Origin of the sequence: Marinifilum sp. RC60d5 (assembly GCF_052400665.1) — a bacterium.
Classification (GTDB): Bacteria; Bacteroidota; Bacteroidia; order Bacteroidales; family Marinifilaceae; genus JBQTGK01.
The window spans coordinates 426,977-443,731 of record NZ_JBQTGK010000003.1 but is presented as its reverse complement, the minus strand read 5'-3'; the positions used below and the strand labels follow the sequence as shown (position 1 = coordinate 443,731).

The 16,755-nt window shown below is 30.9% G+C and carries 16 protein-coding genes and 1 pseudogene; all 17 read left to right on the top strand.

From position 1 onward, the window contains the following. The first annotated feature begins 68 nt into the window (after positions 1-68). The 17 genes and pseudogenes from ACT3CE_RS09380 to ACT3CE_RS09300 all read left to right on the top strand — a co-directional run bounded on the left by ACT3CE_RS09380 (position 69) and on the right by ACT3CE_RS09300 (position 16,753). Complete coding sequence (locus ACT3CE_RS09380; RefSeq protein WP_444709509.1) at positions 69-1,370, top strand: carboxypeptidase-like regulatory domain-containing protein; 1,302 nt, start codon at positions 69-71, stop codon at positions 1,368-1,370. A 207-nt stretch (positions 1,371-1,577) separates the two neighbouring features. After that, positions 1,578-2,129, top strand: coding sequence for an RNA polymerase sigma-70 factor (locus ACT3CE_RS09375; RefSeq protein WP_444709508.1), 552 nt, complete (start codon positions 1,578-1,580; stop codon positions 2,127-2,129). Position 2,130: 1 nt separating this feature from the next. Beyond that, positions 2,131-3,138: a FecR family protein gene (locus ACT3CE_RS09370; protein ID WP_444709507.1), complete on the top strand. Its 1,008-nt coding sequence runs from the start codon at positions 2,131-2,133 to the stop codon at positions 3,136-3,138. Between the two features lie 84 nt (positions 3,139-3,222). Further along, positions 3,223-4,734 (top strand): carboxypeptidase-like regulatory domain-containing protein, encoded by a 1,512-nt coding sequence (locus ACT3CE_RS09365; protein ID WP_444709506.1) that lies wholly within the window; start codon positions 3,223-3,225, stop codon positions 4,732-4,734. A gap of 51 nt (positions 4,735-4,785) precedes the next feature. Next, positions 4,786-5,199: a DUF5655 domain-containing protein gene (locus ACT3CE_RS09360; RefSeq protein ID WP_444709505.1), complete on the top strand. Its 414-nt coding sequence runs from the start codon at positions 4,786-4,788 to the stop codon at positions 5,197-5,199. Positions 5,200-5,256: 57 nt separating this feature from the next. Further along, a complete protein-coding gene (locus tag ACT3CE_RS09355) occupies positions 5,257-6,249 on the top strand; it encodes a lysylphosphatidylglycerol synthase transmembrane domain-containing protein (protein ID WP_444709504.1) in 993 nt (330 codons plus the stop codon). Between the two features lie 72 nt (positions 6,250-6,321). After that, entirely contained in the window at positions 6,322-7,572 is a 1,251-nt protein-coding gene (locus tag ACT3CE_RS09350; RefSeq protein ID WP_444709503.1) for a DEAD/DEAH box helicase, read from the top strand. 99 nt (positions 7,573-7,671) lie between these two features. Then, complete coding sequence (locus tag ACT3CE_RS09345; protein ID WP_444709502.1) at positions 7,672-8,838, top strand: DUF819 family protein; 1,167 nt, start codon at positions 7,672-7,674, stop codon at positions 8,836-8,838. Positions 8,839-8,992: 154 nt separating this feature from the next. Then, positions 8,993-9,130: a DUF2167 domain-containing protein gene (locus ACT3CE_RS09340; RefSeq protein WP_444709683.1), complete on the top strand. Its 138-nt coding sequence runs from the start codon at positions 8,993-8,995 to the stop codon at positions 9,128-9,130. A 124-nt stretch (positions 9,131-9,254) separates the two neighbouring features. Next, positions 9,255-9,551 (top strand): annotated as a pseudogene (locus ACT3CE_RS09335) (DUF2167 domain-containing protein); the annotation flags it as partial. Between the two features lie 152 nt (positions 9,552-9,703). Further along, positions 9,704-10,231, top strand: coding sequence for a hypothetical protein (locus ACT3CE_RS09330; protein WP_444709501.1), 528 nt, complete (start codon positions 9,704-9,706; stop codon positions 10,229-10,231). 204 nt (positions 10,232-10,435) lie between these two features. After that, positions 10,436-11,008 (top strand): RNA polymerase sigma-70 factor, encoded by a 573-nt coding sequence (locus ACT3CE_RS09325; protein WP_444709500.1) that lies wholly within the window; start codon positions 10,436-10,438, stop codon positions 11,006-11,008. Positions 11,009-11,073: 65 nt separating this feature from the next. Continuing rightward, on the top strand, positions 11,074-12,051 hold the full coding sequence (locus tag ACT3CE_RS09320; RefSeq protein WP_444709499.1) for a FecR family protein: 978 nt from the start codon (positions 11,074-11,076) through the stop codon (positions 12,049-12,051). A gap of 16 nt (positions 12,052-12,067) precedes the next feature. Continuing rightward, on the top strand, positions 12,068-12,601 hold the full coding sequence (locus ACT3CE_RS09315) for a DUF3575 domain-containing protein (RefSeq protein WP_444709498.1): 534 nt from the start codon (positions 12,068-12,070) through the stop codon (positions 12,599-12,601). A 108-nt stretch (positions 12,602-12,709) separates the two neighbouring features. Then, positions 12,710-13,171, top strand: a complete 462-nt coding sequence (locus ACT3CE_RS09310; protein ID WP_444709497.1) for a hypothetical protein — start codon at positions 12,710-12,712, stop codon at positions 13,169-13,171. A gap of 224 nt (positions 13,172-13,395) precedes the next feature. Beyond that, entirely contained in the window at positions 13,396-15,876 is a 2,481-nt protein-coding gene (locus ACT3CE_RS09305; protein WP_444709496.1) for a TonB-dependent receptor, read from the top strand. 10 nt (positions 15,877-15,886) lie between these two features. Next, positions 15,887-16,753 carry a DUF4249 domain-containing protein gene (locus tag ACT3CE_RS09300; protein WP_444709495.1) on the top strand — a complete coding sequence of 289 codons (867 nt, stop codon included), beginning with the start codon at positions 15,887-15,889 and terminating at the stop codon, positions 16,751-16,753. The last annotated feature ends 2 nt before the right edge of the window (positions 16,754-16,755 follow it).

Sequence of the window (16,755 nt, the reverse complement as noted above, 5' to 3'; positions counted from 1 at the left end):
GAATAGAAAGTGGAAATTTTACAAGTCTTATTTTATAAAAATTATAATAATAACTAAAATATATTGCCATGAAAACAAAATTCACATACAAACTAACAATTCTGATTTCGGCATTTTTACTTATATCAACATGCAGTTTTGCAGCCGAAGGAAATATCAGAAAGAAAAAAGAAAAAAACAAAGTGCAACAAGTTATTGACACTTTAAAATACAATGTTTATAAAGGAAAAATACAAGATAAAAAGAGCAAAGAGCCATTAATTTTTGCTACAATATCTGTTAAAGGGCTAAATATTGCCACAGTTTCGAATAACGAAGGCAAATTTTTATTGAAAATTGAAAAAGGACTTCCGGTAAATACTATTGAGGTAAGTTATATTGGATACAAAAATCTTAATGTACCAATTAGCACTCTTAAACCTAAAAAAAATATTTTAGCATTAGAATCTGCTTTTGTACCATTAGAGGAAATCAATATATACCCTCTGGATCCTGAACTTTTAGTTCGAGGAATATTAAAAAAAGTAGGTGAAAACTATTCTACAAGTCCAAATATGATGAAAGGTTTTTACCGTGAAACCATTCGAAAAAACAGAACTTATGTTGCAATATCCGAAGCTGTTGTAAACATACATAAAGCTGGATATAAACAAGCACGAAGAGATCAGGTACAAATTTTTAAAGGTAGAAAAAGTCAGGATGTTAAAAAAATGGATACCCTGCTATTTAAATTGCAAGGTGGCCCAACTACTGCTCTGTTATTAGATGTTATTAAAAATCCGTACAATTTATTCGCCGATGATTTTATAGAGAGCTACAATTTTAGCCTTAACTCCATTACAAGAATAAACGAAAAAATTCATTATGTAATAGAATTTGAACAAAAAAAGGAAATTGATATACCATTATACTACGGAATGCTTTATGTGGAAGCTGATAACCTGGCCTTATCAAGTGCAAAATTTAGTCTTAATTTATCCGATCCTGAAGAAGCCAGTAGCCTATTCATAAAAAGAAAACCAATAGGAGTAAAAGTAAACCCAACCTCGGCCGATTATCTTGTTAACTATTACGAAGATAATGGTAAATGGTACTTTAATTATGCTCGTGGAGAAATTAATTTTAAATGTAATTGGAAACGTAAATTATTTAATACCAACTACTCAGCCATGGCCGAAATTGCTATCACCGACCGAACAGAAGATGAGATTATAAAATTTAAACCTGCTGATAAATTTAAATCTAATCAGGTATTAATTGAGGAAGTAAATAATTTTGCAGATAAAAATTTCTGGGGAGCACATAACACAATCGAACCAGACCAGTCGATAGAATCGGCAATAAGAAAACTAAAACGCAAAGCAAAATAATAAAATTGCTTAACATTAGTTAAAATAATTAATTAGAATCAAAAAAACCTACTGTAAATTAATAGGGGAAATATAATTTCAATTGGTTTTTTTGATTCTTATCTACCACAAATCTTATTTAGCAATAAAGTAGAACTAAACTGAAGGGTTTAAAGCTAAAAATTCTATCTTAGAAAGAGTAAACTTTTTAAATAGGAATAACAAAGAATGTCAGAAAAAACAGATATATTATTACATAAAATTAAAAAGGGCGATTTAAACGAATTTGAAAAACTCTTTAAGCTTTATTACCCATTGCTTTGCTTTTATGCACTTAAATTTGTTCAAGATACTGATCTGGCAAAAGAAATTGTTCAGGATTTATTTTGTAAGATATGGGAAGATCGCGAAAGACTAAATATACACACCTCCTTTAAGGCATATCTTTATCGGTCAACATACTTAAACTGTTTACAATATTTGCGAAAAAGAAATTCAAAAAAACAGTACGAAGAGCACATAAAAAATAAGTCTGCAAACTATCATGTTAATAAGGAAATTGAAGAAAAAGAAATACAAATAATAATACAGGAAACACTTTTAAGCCTACCTGATCGCTGCAGTATTATTTTTAAAATGAGCAGGTTCGATGGTTTTAAATATCAAGAAATTGCAGACAAATTATCCATTTCGATAAAAACAGTAGAATCGAATATGGGAAAAGCGCTGAAAGAATTTCGTAAAAATTTAAAAGATTACCTTAGTATAATTGTACTATAAAATGACAAAGGAAACATCACATAACATCGAGTGGGAGAACATTTCAAAGTATTTAAACGGAGAAATGAACAAGGACGAAAAAATTTCGTTTGAGAAACTAATTGATTCAAATTCGGAATACGCAAAAATTGTAGCTGCTTCCGAAAAAGATCTAGACTTAGTAGAGCAGGTGTATAAAATAAGCAATGATTTTGATACTGAGAATGCATGGCATAAAGTAAAATCCAGAATAGAGCACAAACAATTGATCGAAAAAAAATCTACTCCAAACATCAAACTAAATAAATTGATGCAAATAGCTGCCATGCTGGCAATTGTAATTGGATTCAGTATATTTTCGTACAAAGGCTATCATAAATATTTTTCTACCCAAATAACTTTTGTATCTGAATTTCAGGAAAGTGGACAAAAAATCATTCTCCCCGATGGATCGAGCGTAAGCTTAAATGGAAAATCTAAGTTAACTTATCCCAGAAAATTTACAAATAAAGAACGCAAAGTAAGTTTAAGCGGCGAAGCATTTTTCGATATTGTAAAAAACCCGTCTAAACCATTCATTATTATCGCGGAAAATGCTGAAATTAAAGTATTAGGAACCTCTTTTAATGTAGTTGCTAAAGAAAATAAAGTAGAAGTACTTGTAGAATCAGGAAAAGTTCAATTCAAAGGAATTCAAAACCCTACAAATTCCTTAGTACTCGAAAAAGGTGATTTTGGTATTTTATCAGAAAATCATCTTCAAAAATCCATCCTCAAAGATGAAAATTATTTATCCTGGAAAACACATAGAATGATTTTTAAGGAAATGGAATTAAAAGAAGTTGCTAAGGTTATTGAGAGAACTTACCGCGTTAGCATAAAATTTGACAACGACAGCATTGCTAAAAATCATATCAATACAGCCTTTGATAACGATCCTCTAAATCGGGTTTTAAATAATATTTGTCTTTCCTACAATTTGATTTATAAAAAAAATGGAAACCAAATCATCATTAAATCAAGAAATTAAGCAACAATTAATATGTATCAATACTCTACAAAAATAAAATTAGTACAAGCAATTAAATATTTTTTGCTTGTAGCTTTTTTGTGTTTGATACATTTAAATTTAACAGCTCAAAATACAATTCTCAATAAAAAACTTAGCCTTAACTATTCCAACATAAGCATTGATGATGCCCTTGATAGTATTGCCAAAAAAAGTAGTTGCTATTTTACTTACAACTCAGACCTTTTTAAATCGCGTAATCACATTAATTTAGTTACTAAAAATCAGGAACTAAATGATATTTTACGAATAATAATTCCAGACTCTACTCTTAATTTTCATGCAGATGGTCCTCATATTGTTATTGTTCCAGTTAAATACGATTCTGCAAAAAATATTTCACAAACTATAATTCCTTATATCTCTTACCGAAATATTTCTGGTAAAATAGCAGCCTTACCGAACAAAAAAGCACTGCCTTACGCAAGTGTTGGCATTAGAGGAAAACATATTGGAACAATTAGCAATCAGGATGGAGAATTTTCACTAACAATTTCGTCGGATCATATTACAGATACTCTGGTATTTTCTTATGTAGGATATAAAAATACAGAAATCCCCATTTCTAAAATTACAAACGAGCCTATTCAAATATCTCTTAAAGAGGATTTTATTTCACTTCAGGAAGTTATTATCCGTAATAACGATCCACTTGCTTTACTTCACGCTGCAGTAAATAAAATATCCGAGAATTATCCTCAAAGGCCTACAAATTTAACATCCTTTTATCGAGAATCAGTTTTAAAAAACAGCAGGTATATGATATATCTGGAATCAGTTCTTGATATTTATAAAACCTCCTATTCAAATAAAAATTTAAAAGACAGAGTTAAGCTTTTTAAGAGTAGAAAAATTTACGATGTAACACGGTTAGATACCATTTCGTTTAAGCTAAAAGGAGGAATTCAAGCATGCATGCAATTAGATATTGCCAAAAATTTACCAGAATTTCTCGATCCGGAATTTATGAAGTTCTTTCATTATCGATTGGCCGACATTAGTACCTTCAACAACAACTCAGTATACATTATTGAATTTGAGCCAAAGCCAAATTTAGAGACTCCAATGTTTAAAGGAAAAATATTTATTGAAACCAATAATTTAGCAATTATACGTGCAGAATTTGGATACGAACGCAATCGATTAAGTGAATTGAGAAACCAATTTATTGTAAAGGGCAATGCCAAAACCAAAGTAAAACCTCTTATTGTAAACTATGTAATTGGTTACCGAAAAATTAATGAAAAATATTATTTTAACCATGCTTTGGGAAATTTAAAATTTAAGGTAAAAAACAAGAAAAAATTCTTCTCTAATAATTTCTCTACCTCTTTCGAAATGGCTACGACTAATATGCGTGAGCAAAATGTAGTAAAATTTAAATATCGGGAAACCATTCATCCAAGTACCATTTTCTCTAATCATAAAAGTACTTACGACCCAAACTTTTGGGGTGATAAAAACTACATTCAACCTGAGGAGAATATTAAAGATGCATTAAAAAGAATTAGTAACAGTATGCAGCAAATAGCCTTAGGAGAATTAGAAGAAAAATAAATATTAAAAGATTATTTAATGTATATTTCCAGCTAATAAATATTTTTTACAATGAGTTGGATATGCCCAAAATGTAAAAGAGTTCTGCCTGGACCCAATCAGTATCATTCCTGTTATGTTACAACTAAAGAAAACCACACTACTCGAATGAGCACTACAACATTGGAAACATTTGAACTACTACTCTCCTATTTAAATAGCTTCGAAAACATAGAAATTATCTATCTTAAAACTTGTATCCAATTTAAAATCGAAGCTACATTTTTATCAGTTTATCCAAGAAAAAACTATTTAAATCTAGAGTATCAGTTAAATAAAGAAGATGATCAGTTTCCTGTTCATAAATGCATCAGAATTTCTAAAAACAGAGTCTTGCATCGCCTAACCATTGCCGAATGTAAAGATATAGATGAACAACTTAAAATATGGATTAAGGATGCTTATTGGACAATAAGAAAAAAATAATTCTCTATTTTTGCATTCCATTACCATTATACATTACTTTATTGATATTGTCTTTTTATGAGCAAATCATTGAAAAATATCTTTCAAAATACAATTGGGATCCTTATTGGAGGATTATTCTTATTTCTAACCCTAAGGGAAAAACCATTAGCTCCTGTTTGGGAAAGTCTGGCTAATGCCGATTACTTTTTTATTCTACTTAGTTTCTTATGTTTATTCATGGTATTTTACCTAAGAGCATTGCGCTGGAAACTATTATTAGAAGAATCAGGCGAAAAACCTAAGTCCGATAAGGTCTTAACTTCTATTCTTATCGGATATTTTGTAAATAGTTTTACCCCAAAATTTGGTGAAGTATTACGTTGCACATCCTTACAAAAAAACTCTGGCATCCCTATTTCTAAATCTTTAGGAAGCTTAATGGCCGAAAGGGCTTACGATCTTTTAATTCTGGGAATAGGAGTTTTTACCTTATTTTGGATTGAATTGGATCGCCTACAAAGCATTCTAAATTCTACAATTGGTGGAATATCATACATTTACGGATATCGTTACCTTTATGTATTTCCTATTGTAATATTATTATTAGGTATATTATTTATTATTAGCCTTAAAAAACTTAAACGCTCTGAAAAACCAATTCTCAAAAAAATTGTTGGTTTCCTTCATACCATGTTCGAGTCGCTTAAAAGCGGATTACTTTTACAAAAAAGGGTAAAATTTATTACTCTTACCCTGTTAATTTGGATAAGCCTTGTCTTGCTAAATTACATTTACCTTTTGTGCCTGCCCGATACTTCCTCCTATTCAATATCCTTTGCAGTTGTAATATTATTTATTGGTGGACTGGGATGGGCATTACCCAGCCCGGGAGGAATTGGCACCACCCATTTCTTTTTATTACAGTTATTTTTAGCCTTTCAGCTAGATCCCAATGCAGGTATTAGTTTTGGTATTTTATCGAACGGACTTACGTTTATTGGTACAATAGGCTTGGGCGGGTATGGATATTTCAGATATTGGATTGAAATGAAAAAGGAGAAAAAATAAATCCTTTCTAATTAGGTGAATTTAACTCATTTTTTACAATTATCTTTGCGACAACAAATCAAGTGAAAAATCATGAAATTTAATCAATATAGCTTTTCTCCGGATATCAAGAAAAACCTTGAATCTCTCGGATTTAAAAGACCTACAGACATTCAGTACAAAGCCATTCCGCCAATTGTTAGAGGTGAAGATGTGCTGGCTATTGCACAAACCGGGACAGGAAAAACCGCAGCTTTCGCCATTCCTATTATCGATAAAATCCATAAAAGTAAAAAAAGCAAACGCAGCGTCGATATTAAGTGTGTGGTAATGGTTCCCACAAGAGAATTAGCCATTCAAATTACAGAAGTATTTCAGGAAATTGCAAAACACACAAAAGTAAATTGCATAAGCCTCTTTGGAGGAGTAGATCAAGATCCACAAATCGAAAAACTTCGCAATGGAGTTGATATTTTAATTTCTACTCCAGGTAGAATGTTTGATTTAAGTAGTCAGGGATATATTCATCTGGATAGAGTTGAAACTTTAGTTTTAGACGAGGCCGACCACATGCTGGATCTTGGATTTATTAAGGACATTCAAGATTTAATTAGATACTTACCTAAAAACAGACAAACTCTGTTTTTTTCTGCTACCATTACACCAAAAATTAAAAAACTAGCCTATTCGCTGGTACGAAAAGCAATTCGCATACAAATTTCACCTAAAGATCCTGTTTCCAGAAATGTAGAACATTCTTTAGTTTATGTAAATATGGACGATAAACGTTTCTTTTTGGAACGGATGGCCAAAGAACATGAAGAAAATAAAATTCTTGTATTTGTAAGAACAAAGGTACGTGCCGAAAGAGTACACAAAGCAATGGAACGTGTTGGAATTAAAACTCAGACCATTCATGGTGATCGTGAGCAAAAAGATCGCCTTGTTGCCATGAAAGCTTTTAAATCGGGCGAGGTGAAAATTCTTATTGCTACCGACGTTAGTGCACGTGGTATCGATATACCCAATGTAGACTATGTTGTGAATTACGATTTACCAGATGTTCCCGAAAACTATGTACACAGAGTGGGTAGAACAGGACGTGGAATTCAAAAAGGAATCGCCATCTCTTTCTGCTGTAAGGATACGGAAAAAGAATTGCTTGATGATATACATGAATTCTTAGGAGGCGAAATTCAGGTAATGGATATTGATCACAACGAATACTCTGCTACCATCGATTTCTCTGAAGATTACTCCAAAAGTTTAAAAGAACTAATGGATGAAGCTGAAAACTTCTTGGAAAATCCTAAAAAGAAAAAATCTAAAAAAAGAAAAAAATAACACTCAAAAACCTCAAACAAATTTAAGTTTGAGGTTTTTCTTTTTGCATTTTGCCAAAAAGAAAAATATATTCGTTACACACTATAAAAATACATTCCTATGCAATCTTTTATCTCTCCCGACAATAACATTGTATTGTTTTTTGTGATTACAGGAGCTGCAGCCTTTGGTATTTATTCTGAACACAAGAAATGGTTCGGTAAATTATCAGGGATTTTAGTTACCATGATTTCTATGTCCTTATTGGCAATGACAGGAGTTGTTCCTGTAGCCTCAAACCCAAATATTAAAGTAGAAGTATACGAACTTGTATTTTCCTATTTTATTCCTATTTCTATTCCAATGCTACTGTTTAGCTCTAACATTGTAAAAATTGTTAGAGAAAGTGGCAAACTATTAATTGCCTATATTCTGGGTGCAATTGGAATTGTTATTGGCTGTTTTATTGCATTCGGATTAATCGGATTAGGACCCGATTCAGGAAAAACAGCCGGCGTAATTGCAGCCACATTAATTGGTGGAAGTGTTAACTTTATTGCCGCTGCCGAAGCCCTTAATTTTAGTACAAATCCATTATTTACAGCTACCATTGCTGTCGATAATTTTGTATCTAACCTGTACACCTTATTTTTATTCTTAACTCCTACTCTCCTTTTTTTATCGAGATTTTTCGTTAAGCCTAAAAAAGAAAATCAGGTTGAGGAAGTGAAAAATGACAGCAAGACTTTTCCTATAAGCATAGAACGCATTGCTGTATCAGTATTTATAGCCGCTTTAATTGCAGGAATAGGAAGCCTTATTGCTCCTTTTCTACAAAATTTATTTCAAACCGATATTAATTTAAACATTCTAATTATTACACTTCTGGCAGTTTTAGCTGCCAATTTCTTCCCAAAACTACTACGCCCTCTTGAAGATACCGCATTCTCGCTTGGTTTATGGATGATGTATGTGTTTTTAGCAGTAATTGGAGCGGCGACCAATATTCAGCAAATATTTACTATAGGCCCTGCTGTTTTAGGTTTTTATCTTACAATAATGGTCTTCCATTTTGTATTTTTACTGGCCTTAGCCAAACTATTTAAATTAGATGTTTATGAAGTTGTTATTTCGTCGGCAGCAAATATTATGGGTCCATCTGTTGCGGCACCAATGGCTGCATCAATGGGACAAAAAAAATTGGTAACACCCGGAATTTTAGTTGGAATATTAGGATATGTAATTGGAACTTTTATTGGCGTATCAATTGCCTTATATCTTTCATAAATATTATAACTCCTTATTAGTTAAGGCTTTGCAAAATGCAAAGCCTTTTTTTATAATATATCTTACTTCGTTTTAATAAAAATAATAAACAAATTTACTTGCACTCTTTAATTACCAATACGAATGCATTCAGCTTAATAATGGCATTACCACCCTGCATACTCCAGTAGGATATAAATTCCTCGATACTAAACAAAATGAATATATTTTAAACAAATTATGGGGCAATCCACCAAGCAAAGTATTGGGTTTACTAATACCTAAAAACAATAATCCTTTAGATGACAGTTGAAATTACCTATTCAGAAGAAGGCTATATAAAAGATAATAACAACGAAAACATTGACTAAGAGAAGCTTTTGGAAGAAATGAAAGAAAAAACACAAAAATTAAATCCAGAATGAAAAAAACAAGGATATCCCGCAATAGAAATAATTAAATGGGCAACGCCACCCTATTACGATAAAAAAAATAATAAACTACATTGGGCTAAAAAATTAAAATTTGATAATTACAAAACCAATACTTTAAATTACAACATAAGAATTCTAGGAAGAAAAGAATTTTTTAATCTTAATGCAATTGGAAACATTAATATTTTGCCTAAATTACAGCAAAATGCAAATAACATTATTACTTCTATTAAATTTAACAAAAGGTATAAGTACAACGAATTTCATCCTGAAGCAGATAAAATAGCAGCTAGTGGGTAAAGCTCTTCCTAAAAGGATATTTTTGAATCAATAACAAAATTTTGGAAAATAATAGTAATTGGAGCTATCGGAATAATAGTAACTCTTAAAAAAAATATCTTTTCGTCGAAAAATAAAAACCAAATAAACAACATAAAATCTTTGATCATATTGTGAAAAAAAGCGAAATTATCGACCTGAGTCTAAAACTATTTGGAATTAATGTAATTATTACTGCTCTGTTATACTTTAAAGATATACACTATCTAAAAAGTATGTTCACTCCGTATAATTCTTCTTCAATAGATTATTTATCTATTATTTTATTTTTTGCAGGAGCACTTATCACTTTTCTTATTGGTTATGTTTTAATTTTTAAATCTTCTTCTATCACAAAAAGAATAATTAAAGAGGATACTATTATTAATTTAAACTTCGATACCAATTACAAGAATATTTTAGATGTAAGTTTGGTTATTATTGGTATTTCTATCCTGATTTTTCAACTATCAAATTTTATCTCAACAATCATTCGAGCTGCAGATTACTTTATAGACAGCACCAACATTAATCATTATATGGCTCATGATATTTCTATACTATTACAATACATTCTAGGATATATTTTAATTACAAATTCAAGAAATATTTCAAGATGGATTATAAAAATCAATCAAAAAAACACAAAACCTGTCAGCTAGGTTAATAAACACTTACAAATAAAAACCGAAGCCCTTAAACTTCGGTTTTCTTGTATCCGGATAATTCTAGTTTGATAAAATTTGTATTTTTTTCGAAATACAATACGTGTAACAAAAGTTTTAATTGTCTATTTATAGGAAAGGGTTTAAATTTCCTTTCTACATGATAAAAACAGCACTATTCATTTAAGGTCGATTTATTAAATGACACACACACAAGAGAACAATTCAGTAGAATTGCTTACAGAAAAAAGAATTGAAGAACTATTTAAAGAACATTATTCTGTTTTAACAGCCTATGCTCACAAATTTCTATCGGATCTGGATGATTCACGTGAAATTGTACAAAATGTTTTTGTTAATCTAATTGATAACAAAAATTCTGTAAAGATTCATACATCAGCAAAAGCTCATTTATACACCTGTGTTCGAAATGCTTGCTTAAATAGCATAAAACAGAAAAACACACATGCCCGACATCATGATAGTATCAGATATTTAAATTCGGATATTGGTATTGGAGCCGATAAAATACTGGAGCAAACAGAATTGGAGTACCAACTATATAAGGCTATTGATAAATTACCAGAACAATGTCAGCGTATTTTTAAAATGAATCGATTTAATGGATACACCAATCAGGAAATTGCCAATAAATTAGAAATATCGAAACGTACAGTTGAAACACAAATAAGCAAAGCATTAAAAATATTGCGCAATAAAATTGGTCCCATGTTAGCTAGCTTACTCATTTTATGGCTACTAAAAGAATTATGAGTTTTTTTTAAATTCTTAAGTACGTGTAACAGTAAAATTATTTGTCTTACTAACAGAAAAACGAAATGAAAGAAAAAAAACAACATATAAACGAACAAATATTAGTAAGCATTTTAAATCAAAAAGCTTCGGAAGATGAATTGAAAACATTCCAAAAATGGATGAATGCTAATCCTGAAAACAAAGAATCTTTTAAAAAAATGCAAAAAATTTGGGAAAAGAGTAAAAAAATAGAGGTCTTTAATCAAATTGATGTTGAAGCAGATTGGAAATCTGTAAAAGCCAAAAGTAACTCTTCTGTAACAACCAGAAAACTCAGTGTTTTTATGAGATATGCTGCTTCGATTATAATTTTACTTTCCCTGAGCTATATTTTCCTATATCAAACCACTCCAGGATTTGGGAAACTAGCTCAACAAAAAACGGAAATGCAGAAAGAAGAAGTGCTTTTAGCTGATGGCACACAGGTATATCTTAATAAGAAAAGTAAATTGGTATATCCAAATCAGTTTGATTCAAAAATACGAAATGTAAAATTGGAAGGTGAAGCCTACTTTCAGGTAAAAAAGAATCCTTCCAAACCATTTATAATTACTTCGGGAAATGCGATTATTAAAGTACTTGGTACCGCCTTTAATGTTCGCAACGATGAGAATGGAAGAACCATTGTTACTGTTAATTCAGGAAAAGTAAGTCTTACCAATCAAAAAACGAAAAAACTTGTTTACCTAACGAAAGGTGAAAAAGGAATTATACACGATTCAGTTATTAGCGAATCGGTAAACGATGAAGCTAATTTTGATGCCTGGAAGACTGGAGTTCTTAGATTCAGAAAAACACCATTGCCTTTAGTATTAAAATATATTGAAAACTATTATGGTATTAAAATCACTAATAAATGCGAGCGAATTAATACACTTAATTTTAACAGTACATTTAATAATGAAGGTATTGATAATGTTATAACTGAACTAGAACTACAACTAAATGTAAAAACAGTTAAAAGAGGTAAACATCTCATCATTTCTGAGAGAACAAACTAAATCTCATAAAGAAATAATGAAAAATAAAATTACACTTATATCTATTATTTTACTACTTGGCACTTCATTCGCAAATGCTCAAAAAACAGTAGTTAAAGCCAATTTACTTAGTCCTTTGGTGCGCACCGGATCTTTCTTTGTCGAACATCAGCTAAACGAAAATAGCAGTTTACAACTAGGACTATTATACACTGGAAAAACCTGGGATGATACTAAAATAAGAGGTTGGGGAATTACGCCCGAATATAGATTTTACCTTTCCGATTCGCCTGCTCCCGAAGGATTTTTTCTTGCTCCTTATGCCCGCTATTTACATTTTAATTTAGAAAATGAAGTTAAGGATAAAGCAAAAATGAATGGATTAGGAGCTGGTCTGATTATTGGTCAACAATATATATTTAAAGAACGGGTTAGTTTTGAATGGTTTTTTGGCCCAAGCTATACCAATATTAATTTAGATGTTGATTCGGATACAAAAGACGATTTTGAAACTGGCAGCTGGGATGGTTTTACCCTAAGAGCTGGCATCACCCTAGGCATCGCATTTTAAACAATCATAAAACATATTTAATAAACATTTATTATCCATTAGTTCGGGTTAACACCCAACTTATGCCTGTAAATAAAATTACCTATTAAGAATAATAAAAAAGTAAACATGAAAAAGTTATTAATTATTGCAGCTATTACATTTGGATTTCTCTCAACTTCAAACGCTCAAAAAATAGAGTATAAAGTAATTACCTCGATAGAATCAATTGTTCCTATGGGAATTGGACGTTCAAGAATTATTGAAGAAAAAGATCCTATCGAGGCTGAAAATTTCACTACCGAAAGAACCGATGGAAAAAAAAGTAAGCAAAAAGCCGTAAAAAGAGCAGATGCCAAAGTAAATCTTTTTTCAGAAACAAAATTGCTAAATTTCTATAGTATTGCAGGTATCAATTTCCAAAATATTGCTTCAAACGATGCACTATTATCCTCAAAAATTAATCAACTCACAAGTCAGGGTTGGGAGTTGGCTTTTGTAACAAGCGGTGTTGAAAGTGATAGTGGCAAAGGAGATGGTAAAGGAATTTTTATTACTCGATATATTTTTAAAAAACAGTCTGAAATCTAATCTATTTTAACCACCATTATTAACTTTAATTAAAATTAAGGAAGCCATTTGGCTTCCTTTTGTTGTTTATGATAACAATATGTAAATTTACACTCAAAACCAATCACATTTACTAATATATGGTAAAACATATTTTCACTCTATCCCTTTTAATCATCTCTTTTTCATCGTATTGCCAAAACATTAACTTGCAACAAGAAATAAAGCTTCCAAAATGCAATTTTTTGTTATCGGAATTGTTAGAGGAAATTACAAAACAGAGCAATGCCCAATTTAGTTTCACCAGCGAATTAAATACCAATAAATACATTCAACTTTCCGATTCTGTTGCTACAATTAAAAGTATTTTAAATCAATCGGTGAATAATACAACTTTTAAAATTCAATCAAAAGGATACAAAATATTTATTGTTTCTATCCCACCAAGCAAAAGAAAATACCGAATTAGCGGATACATTAGCGATGAAGAATCTGGCGAAATGCTAATAAATGCCACAATTGCAAATTTGAGTAACTTTACTGGAACAGTGAGTAATAACTTTGGCTTTTACAGTTTAAGCCTTAAAAACAACACCCATTTATTACAGTTTTCGTTTGTAGGTTACGAAGAAGTTTTACTGGATATTGAATTGCAACGGGATACAAGTATTAACATTGCTTTAAAACCTAAAACAATATTGCAGGAAGTTCAGGTAACAGCTACTAATAAAGCCAACAACATTAATCACTTATTTGTTAGTGCCAACACCATGCAGGGTAAAACTATGAAACAAACAGGTGTTTTTGGTGAGAATGATTTATTTCAAAATTTACTTCACCTTCCCGGAGTCCAAAATAGCAACGAAGGCTTAGGTGGATTAAATATACGCAATGGCTCTTCCGATCAAAACCTTATCCTTTTAGATGATGTTCCTGTTTACTATTCTTCTCACCTAATGGGATTATATTCAGTTTTTAATCAGGATGCCATTAAACAAGTAAAATTAATTAAAGGTGGATTTCCAGCTCACTATGGAGGTAGAGTTTCTTCTGTTTTAGATATCAGAATGAAAGATGGAAATACAAAGAAATTGGAAGGAAGTTATAGCTTAGGATTACTTACAGCAAAATTCAACCTCAATGGTCCAATTAATAAAGAAAAAACAACATTTAATTTATCTCTTAGAAGAACATATCTTGATCTGCTGGTGAATGGAATTTTAGAAATAGCAGATAGCGATGTTAAAGCAGGATACTATTTTGGGGATCTAAACTGGAAAATTGTACATCGATTTTCACAACGCGATAAACTGTATTTTAGCTCCTACTGGGGAGGAGATTTGGCCACGGTAAAAAATACCGAAGATATTTCATCTAATATTAGAGAAAAATCGAATAATAAACTGGGTTGGGGTAATTTCACAAACTCTCTGCGCTGGAATCATGTTTACAACAACCACTTATTTGGAAACACAAGTTTAATTCTAAGTAAATACACATTTTTACTCAAAAATAAACGAAACGAAAAAACCAATGTTTCTGATTATAAAGAAAATTACAATTACGAATTTAAATCAGGGATTAGAGATTTCTCGTTTAAAACCGAATTTGATTTTATTCCCGACTATAAACACTATATGAAATTTGGCTTGGAAGCGTCCTTGCATCATACAAAACCAGGCAGCGAATTTCTAAAAAATACAAGTCTTAGTAATACTAATATCTCAACCAATGAACTTATAAAATCGAAAGAAATAAATTTATTTGGAGAGTGTCAAATTAGGTTTGGTAAGAAATTATTGGTTAATATGGGAACTCGCTGGAGTAGTTTCATTGTTGAAAACACCTATTACTCTACTCTCGAACCCAGATTAAATTCACAATACTTTATTAATCCAAGATGGTCATTCACAGCTAGTTTTTCACAAATGACTCAGTATCTTCATTTGCTTAGAACAAGTACATTAAATTTACCAACAGACCTGTGGTTTCCTGTTACAAAAAAAATAAAACCCATCGATTCTTTTCAGTACACAGTCGGCTCACATTATGCCTTTAATAAATCTATTAAATTAAACATAGAATTTTACCACAAATTAAGCCGTAACTTACTAGATCTTAAAGAAACATCCTATTTACAGAATATCAGTGATGATTGGGAAAATAGGGTTGAAAATGGCAAAGGATGGAGTAATGGAATGGAAATCGGCTTAAGCAAAAGTCAAGGAAAAACAAATGGAAACATATCCTATACACTTTCCCGATCGAGAGTAAAATACAATGAAATAAATGGTGGAAAATCGTACGCTTCACCATACGATCGCCGTCATAATTTTTCAATTCAAGTCAATCAATTTATTAGTAAAAGAACCAAATGCTCGGCATACTGGACTTATGGAACAGGTGTACCTGCTACATTGTCTACATCTTATATTTCAACACTTTCTCCTTACAATCCTGCTGTAAGCCAAAGTAGACCAGTCTATTCAGAGAGAAACTCTTATCGACTTCCAGATTATCATAGACTAGATTTCTCAATTAGTTTCATTAAACAGAAAAAACATGGCGTACGATCTTGGGATATAAGCATTTATAATTTTTACAATCGAAAAAACACAAGCTATATGTATGTATCTGAAAGCGATTCATTTAACGATGATTATAAGCTAAAAAAAGTAAACCTCTTTTCGTTTATTCCAAGCATTAGTTATTCTTATAAATTTTAAATCTTTAAACATGAATTGTTTTAAATATCTAATTTGTTTATTCCTCTTTGTTTTGCTCTATTCTTGCGAAGAAGAAGAAAATGTACCACAAACCAAAGAAAAACCAATGTTAGCTTTAAATTCATTAATTGGAGTTGATAGTTCAATCCATGTTAATCTTACTATGAGTACTGATTTATATGAAGAAAGCCATTCTATTACAGACGCAATCATTACTCTTTATAAAAACAAACAGAGTTTAGGCCAATTAAATCACAAAAGTAATGGCAACTACGAATATCCAAACTATCACTTGGAAGGTCAGACAAACTATGAAATATCCGTTATTCATCCTGATTTTGCTGAAATAAAGGCCAGTACCATTTCTCCGGAAAAAGTTATCATTGATAAAGTTGAACAAATCAATAATTATAAAGATGGAAAAACTACTTTCACTCTAAACTTCTCAGACGATCCAACAAAAAACGACTACTATATGCTACTTGTAAAAGGTGTATCAGCAGATTTTAGTCAATTGCTCAACTATTATAGCAATGATATTGTATTTGAAGGAAACTTAGCTGTAAATGAAACTGATTTTGAACAAAACATGCTAGCAGGAAGTCGAAGTTTCTCTGATGAAAACTCTAAAAGTTCACAACTTACTATTTCTTTCTACTTATTAAATGATGAAATTTCCACTGATATTTCTGAATATAGAATTGAATTGTACCACCTCTCAAAAGATTACTACAATTATGAAAGGTCGTATGTAGCTATTGAAAACAGAGACAATTTACCATTTTATAATAAAACAAGACTTTACTCAAATATTGAAGGAGCTTTTGGAATTTTTAGCAGCTATTCCTTAGATCTTAAAACAATTTCGAAACAATAAAA